This window comes from Paucisalibacillus globulus DSM 18846 (genome assembly GCF_000482485.1).
Classification (GTDB): Bacteria; Bacillota; Bacilli; order Bacillales; family Amphibacillaceae; genus Ornithinibacillus; species Ornithinibacillus globulus.
This window is the reverse complement of sequence record NZ_KI519439.1, coordinates 169,083-188,491: the sequence shown is the minus strand read 5'-3', so window position 1 is coordinate 188,491 and position 19,409 is coordinate 169,083. Positions and strand designations below refer to the sequence as shown.

The following is a 19,409-nucleotide window of genomic DNA, read 5'->3' as shown; positions in this document are numbered from 1 at the left end:
AAAAAATTAAGCTCAGAATCAAAGTTAAATTTTCCAAGTAATAATCCTTCATTAATAAGAAAGATGTCTTAAAAGTTCGCTAACTTCTAAGACATCCTCCACTACTATTATTTCGAAATAACTTCTTCTTTTTTCTTCAATGCTTCTGTTTGCCTTTTAGAATCCCGTTCTAAAACTGGCTTTAAGTATCTTCCAGTATAAGAGTTTACTTGTTCAGAAATCTTTTCAGGAGTCCCAGTTGCAATGATTTGACCGCCACGTGCACCGCCTTCTGGTCCAATATCAATGATATGGTCAGCTGTTTTAATTACATCAAGATTATGTTCAATAATTAGAACCGTATCCCCATTATCAACGAGGCGCTGAAGAACTTTCAATAACCGACTGATATCATCCACATGAAGACCGGTTGTAGGTTCATCTAAAATGTACATCGTTTTACCATTAGTACGACGATGTAATTCGCTAGCAAGCTTCACACGCTGTGCTTCTCCACCTGACAATGTTGTTGCAGGTTGACCAAGCTTTACATACCCTAATCCAACATCCACAATGGTTTGAATCTTTCGCTTAATTTTTGGTATGTTTGCAAAAAACTCTAATGCTTCTTCAATCGTCATATTTAATACTTCTGCAATGCTCTTACCTTTATATTTCACTTCCAATGTCTCTCGATTGTATCGTTGACCATGGCATACTTCACAAGGCACATATACATCCGGTAAAAAGTGCATTTCTATTTTAATGATTCCGTCACCTTTACAAGCTTCACAACGTCCACCTTTTACATTAAAACTAAAACGTCCTTTTTTATAGCCACGTACCTTTGCCTCATTGGTAGAAGCATATACATCACGAACATCATCAAACACTCCTGTATACGTTGCAGGGTTTGATCTTGGTGTACGTCCAATTGGAGATTGATCGATATTGATTACTTTTTCCAGATGCTCTAGTCCTCTAAGTTCCTTATGTTGACCCGGTATTTGCTTACTTCGGTTTAAATCTCTGGAAAGTGTTTTATAAATAATCTCATTAACGAGTGAGCTTTTTCCTGATCCTGACACACCTGTAACGACATTAAATAAACCAACTGGAATTTTAACGGATACATTCTTTAAATTATTTGCCTTTGCCCCAATAACTTCTATATATCTCTTATCGTGCTTTCTCCGTTCAGCCGGAATAGGTATATATTTTTTACCAGCTAAGTATTGACCTGTTAAGGATTTCTTATTTTTCATTACTTCCTCAGGTGTTCCACTCGCGATGATTTGTCCACCATGTTCACCAGCACCAGGACCAATATCGATTAACCAATCTGCTGCTAGCATCGTGTCCTCATCATGTTCTACAACAATAAGAGAGTTATCTAGATCACGCATTTCTTTTAGGGTTCCAATCAGCTTATCATTATCACGTTGGTGGAGTCCGATAGAAGGTTCATCTAGAACATAAAGAACTCCTGTTAATGCTGAACCAATTTGTGTTGCTAAGCGAATACGTTGTGCCTCTCCGCCAGATAATGTGCCCGCTGTTCGAGATAGGGTTAGATAATCCAGTCCAACGTTATTTAAAAATTCAAGTCGATTATTAATTTCCTTAATTAACAACTTAGCAATCTGTTTTTCTTTTTCACTAAGGTTTAATTGTTGGAAGAAGGTCATTGCTTCTGTAATAGAAAAATCTGTAATGCTACTAATGTGCATATCATTAACTTTTACCGCTAAAGCTTCTTCTTTCAAACGATGTCCTTTACATGTCGGACAGTTTTTATTCCGCATATATTTTTCTAAGCTCTCACGAATATAGTCAGATGAGGACTCCTTATAACGACGAGCAATATTATTTAGTACACCTTCGAAATTGATCATGCTATCACGAGTTTGCCCGAATTCACTCTTATAGTAAAAATGAATTTTATCTTTTCCACTACCAAAGAGGATTTTGTCCATTTGTTCTTTAGGAATATCCTTCACCGGGATATCCATATCAATTTGATAATGATCACAAACAGCTTTCAAAAGCTGTGGGTAATATTGTGAACTCACAGGCTCCCATGCTGTAATAGCATGTTCATTTAAGGTCTTATCCCAATCCGGAATAACTAAGTCAACATCAACTACTAAATTAGTTCCTAGGCCATCACAGCTAGGACAAGCTCCAAATGGACTATTGAAGGAAAACAATCGTGGTTCAAGTTCACCAATGGAAAATCCACAAATAGGACAAGAATGGTTTTCACTGAAAACCAACTCCTCTTCTCCGATTACGTCAACTATTACTCTTCCTTCACCAAGTCTTAATGCTGTCTCAAGGGAGTCACTTAAACGTCCTTCTATCCCATGCTTAACCATCACACGGTCTACCACTACTTCAATCGTATGTTTTTTATTTTTCTCTAATTTAATTTCTTCGGAAACCTCGCGCATCTCATTATCCACACGAATACGAACAAAGCCTTCTTTTTTAAGGTTTTCTAAAACTTTTACATGCTCTCCCTTTTTACCAGAAATCACGGGAGCAAGTAGTTGCATCTTCGTACGTTCCGGATAATCCATGACCCGATCAACCATCTGCTGAACCGTTTGAGATGATATTTCAATACCATGAGTAGGGCATACTGGATGCCCAATTCTAGCATATAATAATCGTAAGTAATCATATATTTCTGTCACAGTTCCAACCGTTGAACGCGGGTTCCTACTTGTTGTCTTCTGGTCAATGGCAATCGCAGGGGATAATCCATCTATGGTATCTACATCAGGCTTATCCATATTACCTAGAAATTGGCGAGCGTACGCAGATAACGACTCCACATAACGTCTTTGACCTTCCGCGTAGATCGTATCAAATGCTAACGAGGATTTCCCTGAACCGGAAAGCCCAGTTACAACTACTAGCTTATTTTTTGGGATGGATATATCGATATTTTTTAAATTATGTGCCCTAGCACCTTTTATATTAATCTCTTTACTTGGCATGCAGGTCATCCTTCCGCTTTAAGTTCAAACAGGATATCACGAAGTTCTGCCGCTTTTTCAAAATCAAGCGCTTTTGCAGCTTCCTTCATTTCGTTTTCGATATTTTGAAGAACCTTTTCTCGTTCTTTCTTCGTTAATTTTGACAAACTCTTTGCCTTTTCTTGGTACTCCACTTTATCTTCTGCAGCAACAGTTGCGCGTATGACATCACGAACTTTTTTCTGAATCGTTTGAGGTGTAATATTATGTTCTTTATTATAAGCTATTTGTTTCTCACGACGTCGTTCTGTTTCCTCAATGGCTTTTTGCATAGAATCGGTTATTTTATCTGCATACATGATAACTCGACCATTCGCATTACGAGCTGCACGCCCCATCGTCTGAATTAAAGAGCGCTCGGAACGTAGAAATCCTTCCTTGTCTGCATCAAGTATGGTAACAAGTGAAACCTCTGGTATATCAAGCCCTTCACGTAGTAAGTTAATCCCAATAAGAACATCATATTTTCCAACCCGTAGGTCTCGAATAATTTCAATTCGCTCCAGCGTTTTAATTTCACTATGAAGATAAGCAACCTTCATCCCTATTTCTTTCAAGTAATCGGTTAAATCCTCAGACATTTTCTTCGTTAATGTGGTAACAAGGACACGTTCATTCTTCTCAGTCCGTGCATTAATTTCACCAATTAAATCATCAATTTGACCTTCGATCGGACGAACTTCAACAATAGGATCCAGTAAGCCAGTTGGACGAATGATTTGCTCGGTCATAACTGGGGTGTGCTCCAACTCGTACGGGCCCGGGGTTGCAGATACAAAGATAATCTGGTGAACTTTTTCATCAAATTCATCAAACTTAAGTGGTCTATTATCCAGTGCAGATGGCAATCGGAAGCCATGATCCACAAGGACTTGTTTTCTTGCTTGGTCCCCATTATACATTCCACGAATTTGTGGTAATGTAACATGGGACTCATCCACAACTACGAGGAAATCTTTTGGAAAATAGTCTATTAATGTATATGGTGTTGCACCAGATTCTCTTAATGTTAAATGTCTAGAATAGTTTTCGATTCCAGAGCAAAATCCCATCTCTTTCATCATTTCTAGATCATAATTAGTTCTTTGTTCCAAACGTTGCGCTTCTAGTAATTTATTGTTACTACGAAGCTCTTCTAATCGTTCTTCTAACTCTTTTTCTATATTTGCAATTGCTAGTTTCATTTTTTCTTCACGGGTTACGAAGTGGGAAGCTGGGAAAATAGCAACATGATCACGATCACCGATAATCTCTCCAGTTAAAGCATCCACTTCTCGAATTCTATCTATTTCATCTCCGAAAAACTCAACACGAATACAATGTTCTTCACGAGATGCAGGAATAATTTCAACCGAATCCCCACGAACTCGAAAAGTACCACGTTGAAAATCAATATCATTACGTGCATATTGAATATCAACTAAATCACGTAATAGTTGGTCACGATCTTTTTCCATTCCCATTCTTAGTGACAACACTTGTGCACCGTATTCTTCTGGGTTACCTAAACCATATATACAAGATACACTCGCAACGATTAATACATCATTCCGTTCAAACAATGCCGATGTTGCCGAATGTCGTAACTTATCTATTTCATCATTAATACTCGCATCTTTTTCTATAAATGTGTCGGTGGAAGGGACATATGCCTCTGGCTGGTAATAATCATAATAACTGACAAAATATTCTACTGCATTATTCGGGAAGAATTCTTTAAACTCACTATATAATTGACCTGCCAAAGTTTTGTTGTGGGCAATAACCAATGTTGGCCGGTTAATTTCCTTTACAACATTCGAAACTGTAAAGGTCTTACCTGTACCAGTGGCACCTAGTAATGTTTGGTGTCGTTGTCCAGTAAGTATTTTTTCGACTAATTCTTCAATTGCTTTAGGCTGATCTCCACGCGGTTCATAATTTGAAACCAGTTCAAACGTATTATTTTCCATAGCCTTCCCTCCATCCTAAAAACCTACTTTTATAGTGTACCATAATATACCACTAGTTTAACATAAATACGAACTAACATTCGTTTTTTGTATAATTACATAGTAACTATTTTTTGCTTTGTGTTCAAGAATTTAGCTAATTAAATGTTAACAGTTGTTACTATTCATTTTCATGCAGTATTTACCTTCTATTAAAAAACAGTTAAAACAAAGAAAACAACTGCCTCTATGTGCAGTTGTATTTATGTATTTAATTGCAAAGCTCTAACAATATATCTGCTAATGATTTTTTATCTAAATGAGTATGATACACATTTAGGTTTTTATAATATTGTTCTTGCTTTTCTTTACTCTGGAAAAAATTTATTACTTGATGTTCGATATTTTTGAATGGGTCAAGTGGGTTGGCTACTCCTAATTGTAATAATTCCATTTCGTTTATTTTTTCTTGGCCTGGGAGGGCGTTTGTGGTGAAGATTGGTATTCGTTTCATTAAACATTCACTTACAGTAACTCCTCCTGGCTTTGTAATGACTGCATCTACTTCATTGTATAGTTTATTTATATCTTCTTTTTTTGTTACATAAGCGACGGGTTCAATAAGTGGATTTTTTAGTGAGTTCAGCTTATATAAAAGTTTTTTATTTTGTCCACAGAGAACCTTATATCTTATCTCTGGATTAGGTGGAATTATTTTTTCAATGGCCCCAACACCTAAACTTCCCCCCGTTACTAAAACCCGAAGTTGTGTATTACGTGTTCTTTCCGATTGTTTTCGAAAAACAGGATGTACCGGGATGCCAGTCAAAAAGATTCTTTCCTTTTCCACCCCTAATTTCTCTAAAAACTGTTTTACCCTAATCGAAGGGACAAAATGGTAGTCGATTCCCCTTATCCCCCATACTCTATTAATGAAATAATCCGTGTAGACATTAACGGTAATTGCTTGCAGCTTTCCTTTTTCTTTTAAAATACTTGCAATATTGGAGGGAAGGCAATGGGTACAAAACACAATACTAGGGTTATTTTCCTTAATTAACTTCATAAAAAATGATGTAAACATTGCCTCGTACAATAATTGTCTAGAACGCTTTGTTTGGTTTTTAACGGCTAAAGTATTATAAAGGAAGTCATATGCTTTTGGCATCACTTTAATCCAATTTATATAGGTCGCAGATACGAGTTTTTCTATTTTTCCATAACTATAAGAAAGAATATCCACTTTGTCACAACTCATTCTTTTGACAGTTCGTTGTAATTCTTCCATTACTGCATCAGCAACATGATGATGGCCCGTAGGAATTTGCATAAATGGTAGAAAAAGTGCTTCATCATTTTGTTCGGTATTCAATTTCTCACCCCATCACCTTCAATATAATCCCTTCATTTACCAATGCTTAGGAAGCTTTAGGCATGATATAATCCTTTACGGGGAGGAATTTAAAAGATGTATATCATTTTTGCTATTATGCTAATACTAATTAGCTTTCTCATATATAAAGCAAATCAAAACACAAAGGACGTTCAAATTAACAAAATCCAAATCTCTTCTAAACAACAAATCAAACAATCTAGCCTATCTATCCTACACTTATCTGACTTACACCTTGAAAATATTTCAATAACACCTGAAGAACTAGCAAAAAAACTTGAAAATGAAAATCCTGATATGATTGCTTTAACTGGTGACTTTCTTGACCGAAAACGAACCATTCCAAAGTTAGAAGCTTATCTTGAAGTATTCCAAAAAATGAAGCCTAAACATGGTATTTACGCTGTCCTAGGTAATCATGATTATGTTTTACGCGATGCAAATTTAACTAGATTAACGGAACTGTTAACACAATATGATTGTATGGTAATGCAGAATACTAGCCATACCATTGAAGTAAATAATCAAAATATAAATATTATTGGTATTGACGATTACAGTACAAATCGAAGTGACCTTAAGAAATCCTATCAACAAATTAAAGAGGGTATAAACATTGTACTAACACATGACCCAAATATCGTGCTTCATATGGACGATTATCCGTTTGATTATTTATTAGCCGGTCATTTCCATGGAGGACAAATCCGCTATCCAAAGGCTTTTCACCTTGTAAAAATGGGAAAACTCCCACGTCTTAATATGATTAAAGGATTACATTCACATAATAATTCACCCTTTTATATTAGCGAGGGGTTAGGCCAAACAGGGGTCAATATTCGGGTTGGAAGTCGCCCCGAAATCACCTTTCACGATATAGCAATATAATTCTCAGCAACCATATCTATTAACTAGCTCATCCTTCGACATAAATAAATACTTTGGATCTTCCTGTCTGGATGAGCTAGCAATATAATTAATTGGAGAAAAAGTCCATCGTTTATAAGTCCGGTAAACTGCATTTTGTATTGTAATATTATCAAACCCAAGGCGTTTGGATCCTTTATAAAGGCTCGTTATACCGATAATCCCTTTAATATCATTAAAGCGTTCATGTTTTTTCACATACTCAGCAAGCATTGGCATTGACCGTTTTATCATATGATAAATATAAACTGCACGTTTTGTATCACTTGTCACTGCATACAACTCATTCATAATTTTTACATTATGAAGGTGGATTTTTAGAAGTAAGTCATTTTTATGAATAACCGTTCCATCCTTTAATACAGTAGTTCTTCCTTTGTATCTAGTAAGTCTAACACGGAATAATGTACGATTTTTTTCAAAATCTTTAACATACCTCAATCTAGAAAATGAATAATATACTGGATCAAATGTAGTCCATACCCCTAATAAATAACTTTTCATCCATATAATCTTCCTTCCGAAAATAATTGCACTATTAGTTTGCATGAAAAACGGAAAAATATTAGCGAACTTAGCCCGAGCTATTCTTTTCTTGCTAATACTTAGATGTGATTACTTTGTAGTTTGTATAATTGTGCGGTAACTACATTAGGAAATACATTGCTATACATCATTTTGAAGCAGATATTTGCCTGAAATGACGTATAGGACCTCGTTATACATCATTTTGAAGTAGATATTTGGTTGAAATGACGTATAAGACCTCGTTATACATCATTTGGAAGCAGACATTTGGTTGAAATGACGTATAAGACCTCGTTATACATCATTTGGAAGCAGACATTTGGTTGAAATGACGTATAAGACCTTGTTATACATCATTTGGAAGCAGACATTTGGTTGAAATGACGTATAGGAACTCGCTATTCATCATTTTGAAGCATACATTTAGCTGAAATGACGTATAGGAACTCGCTATTCATCATTTTGAAGCATACATTTGGCTAAAATGAAGTATAGGACCTCGTTATAAGTTATTTTGAAGCCAGTTAGATGTATAGAACATTATCATAATCCTAAAACAAGTTTCCGCATACTTTCCTTCAATAAAACCATAATAAAAAATCCGCACCACCATTGTGATACGGATTTGCTGTTAATTATTTAATTTTTCTATATGGTTCACGGGTAAAAATTAGCCCTAGTTCATGATGATCCCCTTCATACAAGGCACTTTGGATAAATCGAATTTCTCCATTATTATCGAGTAAATCCACTTTAAAGAATGACCCTGTTTGTTGAAGTGCTTCATACAATTCATCTTCACTATGTATTTTCTGACCATTTACCTTTGTAATCGTTTCCCCAATTAATATATTCAATCTGTCTGCTGGTGAACCAGGGATAACACTTAGTACTTTTAATCCTTCATTCGTATGATTAAAAAATGGACTTCTTGCATGATCCGCAATCCGGAATCGATAATTAATAAATTCTCTGCCAAAAATAGCAATTACTACAGTAATGATTACTAGCCATGGCATAAAAATACTTCCAATTGCTATAGCCAAAACAATAACAGCTAGTCCTAAGAGGTTTATTGCTTTTCGATTGGCAACTTCATATGGCATGCTACCTCGTACAGGAAATTCAAAACCTAAAACAAATGGAATAAGAACTAATGCATATTCTTCACCGCCAACAGAAAGGAATGGCCAATAGGCAGCAAAAGGTTCTATTAAACCCGATGGAACTAATGTAAATAAAGGAATAATGGAGAACTTTTTAATCCAATGTCTTCCTATCCAACTACCTCTATCCCCTGCAATTAATGAAGGATATGTTTCATTTTGCCTAATTCTACTAAGAAAGTGGGCTTCCACAAATAAAAATAATGCTAGTAATATGGCAAGTGTTGATAAATTTATCTCTCCTTGAACTGGAAGATATTCTGATAATAATGGTGATAGCAATAAAATAATTATCGTAATCCCAATCGTATAACTTGGAGAAAGCATAGTAAAACGGAATGTTAAGGTTAGCAAAATAGTAACGATACTCAATATAATAATTGCTTCATACGAGATAACCATACCGATTCCTACTACTACTATAGAGTAAAAGATACCTATTATTACTGAGAATCCCCAAGTATCTTTCCACTCTGATAACACATCAAATACCTTTGTGCCAAAATATTTTCTTTCTAGTTTGATTCTTTTTATACCAACTAAAATGATGAAAATAATTGCCCAATAGAAAAGCGGATTTAGAAACAGCTTTCCAATCCCTTTTGCTACTTCAATTAACCAATCTTGTAACATTCATAATCACCTTCCAACTACAATCCCATCAAAACTAATTATAACCTTATATATTCGTCATTTGTCGATTTTTTTCCTGCTTTTTCATAAAAACAATTTTAAAAGCATCGTGGTTCTTTTAGATAAAGGAAAAATCTCAATTATTATTGATTTTCTCTGTTGTTTTAAATAGTCAAAAGCAGAAAAGGAACCCATATCTGGATTCCTTTCTACTATTATTGATAGACCACTTCTAATGCTCGGTCCATTTGTAGATCATCTTCACCACTACGAATTTTTTCAATTAATTTTGCTTCCAGCATTCCAACAGTATCTTGATCCACTTTTCCAGTCATTTCTAAATCATTAGCATCCTGAAAAGCTTTTACTGCTTCTTCCGTTACTTTATCAAAATACCCATCGGTTCGATCTATGGTATATCCTAGACCCTCCAGCATTAGTTGGATATTCTCTACATTAGTTCCAGTATTATCATACTCTAATGGTTCTTCAATTTGTACTGGGTTTGTGTAGAAGTATTTTGGTTGGTCTATAGCGACTGTCGGTTCAACTCCGTCATCATGTACCCAATTACCTTCTGGAGACAACCACTTAAAGAAAGTTAGTTTAATCGTACTACCATCTCCTAATGGAACAGCTTGCTGCACGGTACCTTTTCCAAAGGTTGTATGTCCTACAACTTCATAGCCAACTTCCTTCATTGCTACAGCAAGAATTTCTGAAGCTGAAGCACTACCTTCATCCACTAAGACAGTAATTGGATAATCTTTTTTCTCTTTCAGCTTTGTAAAATATGGTTGTTTATTTCCTTTTTGATCTTCAATTTGAATATATGGTTTATCTTTCGGAATAAAATTCATTAGTATTTCCTCTACTGAATTCAATAAACCACCTGGATTACCACGAACATCAATAACTAAGCCTTCCATTCCTTCATCTTCTAATGCTTTTAGCTGTGTATTAAAATCCTTTGAAGTTGTTTCGGCAAAATTAGTAATCTCAATTACACCCGTTTTCTTACCTTCCTGGGTTTTCATTTCAGAATAGACGGTTTCAATTGGAATCGTATCACGAGTGATAGAAACCTCAAATGGCTCAGCAGTTCCCGCTCGTAGGATTGTTAACACTACTTCAGAACCTTTTTCCCCACGAATTAACGCTACCGCTTCGTTCAAGTTAAGGCCTTCCAGAGTCTCACCATCTACTTCAAGAACTTGGTCATTTGGTCTAAGACCTACCTTCTCTGCTGGGGAATCCTTTATTGGGGCAACAATGGTTACTAATCCATTAACCATACTTACTTCAGCACCAATACCTTCAAAAGATGCCTCAATTTGCTCATTAAAGCTTTCCATCGTCTCAAGGTCCATGTATGTGCTATACGGATCACCTAATGTAGCTAGCATCCCTTCAATCGCACCTGCAATTAACTGTTGTTCCTCGGCGCCTTCTAAGTAATTTTCTTTAATAATATTGTACGCTTGTGCAACTTTCTGCCATTCAGCAGGTACTTGCGTATTTTGTTCATCATCTTGTTGGTTCGTTTGATTTTTCTCTTTATTACTATTATCTGCTACGTTTTGCTCTGCTTGATCAGGAGTTGCAATAGAAACCCCAGCATAAGCACCAATGAATCCGAGAAGTAATGCACCAACCAAGATAAGTACAATATGTATTTTATTCAACTTCATTTTATCACCCCAGTAATAGTTATATGTAAGGTAGCTATCTTAAACACTAATAAATTTAGTAAACACAAACTTTTTGTTAAGAGTCAAACTACTTATTCTATTATCATATAGGAAAATGGTTAATGACGCCAAACTTTTTTCATTTTATGATGATAAAGTTATTTGTCCACTAAAAAAGACATTACATAACTTTATGTAATGTCTTCATTATTTATGGTAAATAATTTACTGGGTTTACTGCATTTGTAGTATTAGGATTTACACCAACATAACGATTTAGATGAATTTCAAAATGAAGGTGTGGACCAGTAGAATCACCGGTTGAACCGACATAGCCAATTACTTGTCCTTGTTCAACTTGTTGACCCGGACTAACAGCAATACTGGACATATGAGCATAATTGGTCACGTATGTTTGACCATCTATAATATTTACAACCATGACATGGTTACCGTAGGAACTGTGATATTCTGCTGTACTAACTACTCCAACCCCAGCACCGGATGAATAGATTGGGGTACCTTTTGGAGCACCTATATCTACTCCACCATGATAGTTCTTCGTAAAGTATATAGGATGTACTCTCCAACCAAAATTAGATGTTCTTGATCCAGAAGCTGGCCAAATAAATTTACCTGTTCCAGCATTTGGACTACTTGCATTATTATTCGAATTTGAACTTTCATTCTTTTGCGCTAATGCCGCTAATTGCTGTTCTGCTATTTGCTGAGCTTTCTTTGCAGCTTCTTCTTGTTGTGCTAGGAATCGTTGCTCATCTTCTAATGTAATGACATATTGCTCTAAATGATGATGTTCTTCCTCAAGCTTAGCAAGTAAAATCTGTCTTTCTGCCATTTGCTCATCTAATTGTTTTTCAAGTGCAACTAATTCATTCTTCTGTCCTTCTAAAGCTACTTTATTATCTTCGACTTCTTGACGTTTTGACTCAACATCTTTTTTATTACTTTCGACAGTTGATTTCTTGTTCTCTACTTCTTTTTTATCATTTGCTAAAGATTCAAGGATTGCCTTATCCTGATCCATCATAATATTAACTGCTGCCGTTCTAGAAATAAAGTCAGAGAAGCTTTTTGAACCAAGAAGTACTTCTAGGTATCTCATTGCCCCACCACTTCTTTGAATGGTTCGTAGACGTTCCGAAAGTAATTCTTCACGTTCAGCAATACGTTCAAGCAATACTTCTATTTCTTCTTTTAACTGCTTAATTTCATTTTTTAAGTCCTCAATTTTAGAAGTTAATTCTTCAATTTCTTTATTTGTTGCATCTATTTCCCCTTGTTTAGCAGTGATAGTTGCCTTTGTATCATTTAACTTTTGATCAAGTGAATCAATCTGACTTTGAACAGAAGCTTGTTCATTTAAATTCTCTTCAATCTTTTCTTCTGTTTCACTTTTATTATTTTGAATATCTTCCTTTTCCTCACCTAGTTGCAATTGTTCTTTTTCTAAGTCCTTGATTTCCTTTTTAATCTCATCTTCTGTTTGAGCAGAAACAATGTTCCAATCAAAGGAGACCGTTCCGAATGCCGTTAGGGCAACTAAAAAACATATTCCAATCTTTTTCTTCATTATTTCCCCTGCCCTCCAAGTAATCTGGTAATCTATCTCTTTCAACTATGTAACTAGTACTAAATTCCCTAATGCCTTTTTATCAAAAAAGCAAGTGGGCATATAGTACTAGTTCATGAATTGTCTTTATACTTTTAAGAATTTACGAACACTCATCAAACTACCCCAAATTCCGATACCAGCACCAACAATTAGAATAATACCTGCTAGCTGCCATGCAAACGGGTTGAACGGAAGCATTTCCACGAAACCAATGGAGGAAATACCACCAACACTAGTTTCAATTATTTTATAGCCTGCTAATACAACTGTAATTGGGATAATTGAGCCAAGTACTCCTAATAATAAACCTTCAACAAAGAACGGCCCACGGATGAAACTATTAGTTGCACCTACTAATTTCATAATTCCAATCTCTGTACTTCTTGCCATAATCGTTAATTTAATCGTATTTGAAATTAGGAAAATCGCTGTTAATACGAGACCAGCTATCAGAATAATCCCAACTGTTCTTGCATAATCCGTAAACTTGAATAAGTTTTGAGCAACTTCCTGACCAAAGGAAACAGAATCAACAGCGTTTAGTTTCTTAACTTCTGCAGCAATAGCCTCTGTATTATGTGGATCTGTCGCTTTTATTATATAAGCGTGGTTTAATGGGTTTTCTTGTTCATACAACTCCCAAACTTCTCCACCTTCACCCATGCTATCTATTAAGCTATTTAACTCTTCATCTTTAGATGAAAAAATAACCGTTTCAACACCGGAAACTTTCTCTAAATCCTTCCCAAGTGCAATAACATCTTCATCATTTGCAGCTAAATCAATGAGAACTTTTATAACGACATCATCCTCAATTTTCTCTGCCATATGATTTAAGTTCAGTATTAACCCAAGGAAAGCACCAACAAGCAGTAATGTCATGGTTACTGCACCAACTGATGCTACAGTCATCCAACCATTACGTACAATGTTTTTTAGACCTTCCCGTAAATGTCTTTTTATTGTTCTAGCTTTCATAACCGTAATCACCTCGCTGTTCATCTCTTACAATTAAGCCATCCTCAATTGCAATTACGCGCTTTTTAATTGTGTTTACGATTTCTTTACTGTGGGTAGCCATAATAATGGTTGTCCCACTATTATTAATCTCTTCAAAAACACGCATAATCTCCCATGATGTATCTGGATCCAGGTTACCAGTTGGCTCATCGGCAATAACAATTTTAGGACGGTTTACAATGGCACGTGCAATAGATACACGTTGCTGTTCACCACCAGAAAGCTCATTAGGAAAAAAACGTGATTTATTTTTCAGTCCTACTAAATCCAATACATCCATAACACGTTTACGAATATTACGTGGAGACTCTTCAATTACTTCAAGAGCAAAGGCAACATTCTCATAGACTGATAGCTTTGGTAGAAGGCGGAAGTCTTGAAAGATAACTCCAATATTTCTACGTAGCAAAGGAACGTCTTTTTCTTTTATTTCACTAATATCCTTATTATTGATAAGTAGGGATCCACGTGTAGGTTTAATTTCACGGTACATTAATTTAATAAACGATGATTTGCCGGCACCACTTGGTCCGACAATATAAACAAATTCACCTTGTTCAATTTCAACATTAATACCATTCAGGGCTGTTACACCATTTCCATATGTTTTATATATGTCATTCATTAAAATCATATTTAATCACCTTTACATAAAATTAGTCAAAAAGACTTATTTTGCTCGAGATTCTTAACCATTATACCATCTTTCAACAACTTTTTTAGACATAAATTTATTACATTTATATTTCAAAGGTAAAAATGTTGTAGAATCTTGTTGAAATATGGCGAAATCCAAGGAAATATAGGAATTAAGTCTCATATAATATACCATTTTCCCTATTGGGTTAGGTTGTATTTTTGTTTTCACAAAATAAAAAAGGCTTAAACTGATTAACTCAGTTTAAGCCTTTTAACTCTTAATTATTTTTTAGCGCCTAACCAATCTGCTAATTGTTGAATTTCATCATCAGATAGTTTACCACTGAATGCCGGCATATTACCGTCAGTTCCATTTGCAATAATGTCTTTTAGCTCATCAACAGAATAGTCTGCTCCAATTGCTGCAAGATTTGGACCTGCACCACCAGATAAGTCAGCACCGTGACACGCTGCACAGCTTGATTCATATACATCTTCTACTGCTGAAGCTGTTTCGCCACTCTCATTACCTGTATCACTTGTTGCACCATTGTCATCGCCATCGTCTCCACCACAAGCACCTAGTACTAATGCAGATCCGAATAGCATAGCTACTAACCATTTTTTCATTGAGAAAATCCCCCAATCCAATTTTAGAATTACTTTTCAATTTTTAGTATATCCTATAAAAATAAATATACCAGTCACAAAGTTGCCATATTCTGGCTAAACATGAAGAGTTAACTAGTTTTGTGGCACTTTTTGACAAAATTAGTAATTCTTCTATAGCTTTTCCCAATTGAGGACAAGGTTAAACATATTGGAGTGAATTGCAAAATAATGGGAGTTTCATTGTTCATTTCAACCGGAATCTCTGCATGAAATGATGTATGAACCACTCTTATTCTCCGTATTCAGAGGAAGATTTTCACCCTTTCATCAAAAAATACCCGCAACCATTATTGGCACGGGTATTTTGATTCATTTGCATTATAGTTGTGAGCGTAAATAAGCGTCGATGAATGGATCTATTTCACCATCCATAACTGAGCCTGTATTCCCAATTTCAACATTTGTACGGTGATCTTTTACCATAGAATATGGATGGAATACATAGGATCGTATTTGACTTCCCCAACCGATTTCTTTTTGTTCTCCACGAAGTGCTGCTAGCTCTTGTTGTTGCTTTTCGATTTCTAATTGATAAAGTTTTGATTTTAACATCTTCATAGCTGCTTCTCTGTTCTTAATTTGAGAACGTTCATTTTGGCATGTAACTACAATACTTGTAGGGATGTGCGTAATTCGTACGGCAGAGTCAGTCGTATTGACGTGCTGTCCACCAGCACCGCTTGCACGATATGTGTCGACTTTAATATCTTCACTTCGAATTTCAATATCTACATCATCCGACATTTCTGGAGTCACATCACAGGATACAAAGGACGTGTGTCTACGGCCAGATGAATCAAATGGTGATATACGAACTAACCGATGAACACCCTTTTCTGCTTTTAAATACCCATAAGCATTATGTCCTTTTATTAATAATGTAACACTTTTCACGCCAGCTTCTTCACCTGGTAAGTAGTCGAGTGTTTCACAGGAAAAATCATGTTGATCTGCCCAGCGTTGGTACATTCGAAGTAACATACTTGCCCAATCTTGTGACTCCGTACCACCTGCACCAGGGTGTAATTCTAACATTGCATTATTTGCATCATATGGTTCACTCAATAACATTTGTAACTCAAAATCATTAATTACTTTCTTTAATGAATCAAGTTCATTTTCTAAATCAACTAGTAGCTCTGCATCATTTTCTTCTTTAGCCAGTTCATAGGTTACTTCTAAATCCTCATGACGAGTAAAAATTTCATCAAAGCTATTTACAAACCCTTTTAAGCCATTCGCTTCATTAATAACGGTTTGCGCACCGTTTTGGTCATCCCAGAACCCAGGAGCTGTCATATCATGCTCTAATTCCTGAATACGAGCTTTCTTGGAATCTAAGTCAAAGAGACCCCCTAAATTCCGCAATGCGGTTATTCATATTATCTAATTCATGTCTAATTTCACTAAATTCCATCATGTCACCTCTAAGTATTATTATAAATTTTAATTTGATTATATGGATAGCACGAGTATCTTCCTGACCAGTGCGCAAGCTTTCTTATGTGACTTGCATAAATATATTTGCAGAAACTTATAGCAACTCAAAAACCAGACACACCCGCATGAAAACACTCCCAGCATGCTGGGAGTGTTATATTAACCATTACTGTCCATGACAATTCTTATATTTCTTGCCACTACCACATGGACAAGGATCATTTCTACCAACCGTTTCCTTCTTCACATACGGTTTACGAACCTTTTTCTTTTCTTCTCCGCCACCAGAAACAGCTTGTGTATTCTTCACTACTTCTTGACGTTTTAAGTTATCGCGAATTTGCGCTTTCATGATATACCTGGAAACTTCCTCCTCGATATTCTCAACCATGCCTTCAAACATCGCAAACCCTTCAAATTGATACTCACGTAAAGGATCATTTTGTCCATAGGCACGTAAATGGATACCTTGACGAAGTTGATCCATTTGATCAATATGGTCCATCCATTTTGTATCAACTGTTCTTAACAGGATAACTTTTTCAAATTCACGCATTTGCTCTTCAGAAAGTTCTTCTTCTTTTTCATTATACTTCACTCGAACTTTTTCGATAACGAGCTCTTGTATTTCCTCTGTTTCTTTTCCTTTTAGGTTATCTGCAGATAAAGAATCTTGTTCTAACAAGTTTCCATTAACATAGTCCACAATGGCCTGTAGGTCCCACTTATCCTCATCATCATCTTGTGTATGTGTACTAATAACACGTTGAAGTGTGGAGTTAATCATATTTTCTATTATTACGCGAAGTTCGTTACCCTCTGCATCAATTACTTCAAATCGCTGTTTATAAATAATTTCACGCTGTTCACGTAATACATCATCATATGCTAAAACATTCTTACGTGCATCATAGTTATTTCCTTCTACACGTTTTTGAGCAGATTCAACTGCACGTGAAACAAATTTATTTACGATTGGTTGCGAATCATCCATTCCCATTTTTTCCATCATGGCTTTTAAATTGTCAGAGCCAAAACGACGCATTAATTCATCTTCCATCGATAGATAGAATTGGGACATACCCGGGTCACCTTGACGTCCTGAACGTCCACGTAACTGGTTATCGATACGTCTTGATTCATGACGTTCGGTACCTATTACTGCTAAACCACCAAGTTCAAGAACTCCTTCGCCAAGCTTAATGTCTGTACCACGTCCAGCCATGTTCGTTGCAATAGTTACAGCACCTTTTTGACCAGCGTGTTCAATAATTTCAGCTTCACGGTAGTGATTTTTAGCGTTTAATACATCATGCTTAACTCCAGCTTTTTTCAAATACTGGGAAATTAATTCTGATGTTTCAACCGCTACTGTACCAACTAATACAGGCTGCCCTAAATTATTACGTTCCTTAATATCTTCAACAACCGCTTTAAACTTCCCATTAACAGTGCTGTAGATTTTATCTGGTTGATCATCACGAGCAATCGGATTATTAGTTGGAATGACGACAACATTCATATTATAAATGCTACGGAATTCTTCTTCTTCGGTCTTCGCAGTACCTGTCATACCGGCAAGTTTTTTATACATACGGAATAAATTTTGGAATGTAATCGAAGCAAGTGTCATGCTTTCATTCTGGATTTTCAAGCCTTCCTTAGCTTCAATCGCTTGGTGTAAACCATCACTGTAACGACGGCCTTTCATCAAACGTCCAGTAAATTGGTCAACGATGACAACTTCTCCTTCTTCTACCACATAATCGGTATCACGATGCATGGAAACCTGTGCACGTAATGCCTGACCAATATGATGTGTCAATGTAACATGATCTAAATCAAAAAGGTTCTCGATGTTGAAATACTTTTCAGCCTTATTGATTCCCTCTTCCGTTAACTGTACACCTTTTGTTTTTTCATCATAGGTATAGTCTGCTTCACGTTTTAATGTCGTTACAAATGAATTTGCTTGGGTATATAATGAAGCTGACTTTTGTGCAGAACCAGAGATAATTAATGGTGTTCTCGCTTCGTCAATTAAAATAGAGTCAACCTCATCAATAATTGCAAAGTTTAAAGGTCGTTGAACCATTTGTTCCTTGTACAGAACCATGTTGTCACGCAAGTAATCAAAACCGAATTCATTATTCGTGCCATATGTAATATCCGCTTGATAAGCCTCACGCTTTTCATCCTTAGACATCCCGTTCGTATTTAATCCAACCGTTAGACCTAAGAATTCAAATAATTTTCCCATTTCTTTAGAATCACGGTCTGCTAAGTATTCGTTAACGGTAATTACATGTACACCCTCACCTGCAAGGGCATTTAAATATGCAGGCATGGTGGAAGCTAATGTTTTACCTTCCCCTGTTTTCATTTCTGCAATATTACCGCCATGAAGAACGATAGCTCCCATTAACTGTACTGGGAATGGACGCATACCTAACACCCTTTTAGATGCTTCGCGCACAACTGCATAAGCTTCAACCAGTAAATCATCCAAGCTTTCCCCATTTGCATAGCGGGATTTAAACTCTGCCGTTTTTTCTCTTAACTGTTCATCCGTTAATTTTTCAATATCTGGTTCCATTGATTCTATCTGTTCCACAGTGCTTTGTGCCCGGTTTAAATCTTTTTTATTACTATCGAATAATTTCTTAAGAAAACCTGCCATCTTTACGCTCCTCGGATCCAATAGTGAAATATT

The 19,409-nt window shown here is 35.9% G+C and carries 13 protein-coding genes; 1 reads left to right on the top strand and 12 read right to left on the bottom strand.

The genetic code is table 11. The features are described 5' to 3' along the window. Window positions 1–107 precede the first annotated feature (107 nt). From uvrA to K332_RS0119595, 3 genes are all read right to left on the bottom strand, one after another. Entirely contained in the window at window positions 108–2,984 is a 2,877-nt protein-coding gene (gene uvrA, locus K332_RS0119605; protein WP_026909000.1) for an excinuclease ABC subunit UvrA, read from the bottom strand. A 5-nt stretch (window positions 2,985–2,989) separates the two neighbouring features. Further along, on the bottom strand, window positions 2,990–4,975 hold the full coding sequence (gene uvrB, locus K332_RS0119600) for an excinuclease ABC subunit UvrB (RefSeq protein ID WP_026908999.1): 1,986 nt from the start codon (window positions 4,973–4,975) through the stop codon (window positions 2,990–2,992). A gap of 250 nt (window positions 4,976–5,225) precedes the next feature. After that, on the bottom strand, window positions 5,226–6,326 hold the full coding sequence (locus K332_RS0119595; protein WP_026908998.1) for an MGDG synthase family glycosyltransferase: 1,101 nt from the start codon (window positions 6,324–6,326) through the stop codon (window positions 5,226–5,228). Window positions 6,327–6,422: 96 nt separating this feature from the next. On the opposite strand from K332_RS0119595, the gene K332_RS0119590 reads away from it, so the two are divergent. After that, window positions 6,423–7,235, top strand: a complete 813-nt coding sequence (locus K332_RS0119590) for a metallophosphoesterase (RefSeq protein WP_026908997.1) — start codon at window positions 6,423–6,425, stop codon at window positions 7,233–7,235. Between the two features lie 3 nt (window positions 7,236–7,238). On the opposite strand, the gene K332_RS0119585 is transcribed toward K332_RS0119590, so the two are convergent. The 9 genes from K332_RS0119585 to secA form a co-directional block, all read right to left on the bottom strand. After that, window positions 7,239–7,778: a YkoP family protein gene (locus K332_RS0119585; RefSeq protein ID WP_026908996.1), complete on the bottom strand. Its 540-nt coding sequence runs from the start codon at window positions 7,776–7,778 to the stop codon at window positions 7,239–7,241. A 659-nt stretch (window positions 7,779–8,437) separates the two neighbouring features. Next, window positions 8,438–9,601 carry a PDZ domain-containing protein gene (locus tag K332_RS0119580; protein WP_026908995.1) on the bottom strand — a complete coding sequence of 388 codons (1,164 nt, stop codon included), beginning with the start codon at window positions 9,599–9,601 and terminating at the stop codon, window positions 8,438–8,440. Window positions 9,602–9,816: 215 nt separating this feature from the next. Then, a complete protein-coding gene (locus tag K332_RS0119575) occupies window positions 9,817–11,292 on the bottom strand; it encodes a S41 family peptidase (protein ID WP_026908994.1) in 1,476 nt (491 codons plus the stop codon). 211 nt (window positions 11,293–11,503) lie between these two features. Continuing rightward, the gene (locus K332_RS0119570; protein WP_026908993.1) at window positions 11,504–12,883 is read right to left on the bottom strand and encodes a murein hydrolase activator EnvC family protein; all 1,380 of its coding nucleotides are present in this window, start codon (window positions 12,881–12,883) and stop codon (window positions 11,504–11,506) included. A 126-nt stretch (window positions 12,884–13,009) separates the two neighbouring features. Next, window positions 13,010–13,903 (bottom strand): permease-like cell division protein FtsX, encoded by an 894-nt coding sequence (gene ftsX / locus K332_RS0119565; protein WP_026908992.1) that lies wholly within the window; start codon window positions 13,901–13,903, stop codon window positions 13,010–13,012. After that, a complete protein-coding gene (gene ftsE, locus K332_RS0119560; protein WP_026908991.1) occupies window positions 13,893–14,579 on the bottom strand; it encodes a cell division ATP-binding protein FtsE in 687 nt (228 codons plus the stop codon). The genes ftsX and ftsE overlap by 11 nt, the downstream gene beginning before the upstream one ends. Before the next feature lie 287 nt (window positions 14,580–14,866). Beyond that, a complete protein-coding gene (gene cccB, locus K332_RS0119555) occupies window positions 14,867–15,214 on the bottom strand; it encodes a cytochrome c551 (RefSeq protein ID WP_026908990.1) in 348 nt (115 codons plus the stop codon). A gap of 360 nt (window positions 15,215–15,574) precedes the next feature. After that, window positions 15,575–16,673, bottom strand: a protein-coding gene (gene prfB / locus K332_RS0119550; protein ID WP_245604775.1) for a peptide chain release factor 2 whose coding sequence is annotated in 2 segments (ribosomal slippage) — window positions 15,575–16,609 and window positions 16,611–16,673 — 1,098 coding nt in all. Because the reading frame shifts where the segments join, the coding sequence is not laid out codon by codon here. A 189-nt stretch (window positions 16,674–16,862) separates the two neighbouring features. Next, window positions 16,863–19,376, bottom strand: a complete 2,514-nt coding sequence (secA, locus tag K332_RS0119545; RefSeq protein ID WP_026908988.1) for a preprotein translocase subunit SecA — start codon at window positions 19,374–19,376, stop codon at window positions 16,863–16,865. Between the last annotated feature and the right edge of the window lie 33 nt (window positions 19,377–19,409).

Excerpts from the sequence above, each read along its gene's own strand:
- K332_RS0119590 (WP_026908997.1), top strand. The coding sequence starts at position 6,423 with ATGTATATCATTTTTGCTATTATGCTAATACTAATTAGCTTTCTCATA.
- K332_RS0119585 (WP_026908996.1), bottom strand. The coding sequence starts at position 7,778 with ATGAAAAGTTATTTATTAGGGGTATGGACTACATTTGATCCAGTATAT.
- K332_RS0119575 (WP_026908994.1), bottom strand. The coding sequence starts at position 11,292 with ATGAAGTTGAATAAAATACATATTGTACTTATCTTGGTTGGTGCATTA.
- ftsX (WP_026908992.1), bottom strand. The coding sequence starts at position 13,903 with ATGAAAGCTAGAACAATAAAAAGACATTTACGGGAAGGTCTAAAAAAC.
- uvrA (WP_026909000.1), bottom strand. The coding sequence starts at position 2,984 with ATGCCAAGTAAAGAGATTAATATAAAAGGTGCTAGGGCACATAATTTA.
- K332_RS0119580 (WP_026908995.1), bottom strand. The coding sequence starts at position 9,601 with ATGTTACAAGATTGGTTAATTGAAGTAGCAAAAGGGATTGGAAAGCTG.
- cccB (WP_026908990.1), bottom strand. The coding sequence starts at position 15,214 with ATGAAAAAATGGTTAGTAGCTATGCTATTCGGATCTGCATTAGTACTA.
- ftsE (WP_026908991.1), bottom strand. The coding sequence starts at position 14,579 with ATGATTTTAATGAATGACATATATAAAACATATGGAAATGGTGTAACA.
- secA (WP_026908988.1), bottom strand. The coding sequence starts at position 19,376 with ATGGCAGGTTTTCTTAAGAAATTATTCGATAGTAATAAAAAAGATTTA.
- uvrB (WP_026908999.1), bottom strand. The coding sequence starts at position 4,975 with ATGGAAAATAATACGTTTGAACTGGTTTCAAATTATGAACCGCGTGGA.
- K332_RS0119570 (WP_026908993.1), bottom strand. The coding sequence starts at position 12,883 with ATGAAGAAAAAGATTGGAATATGTTTTTTAGTTGCCCTAACGGCATTC.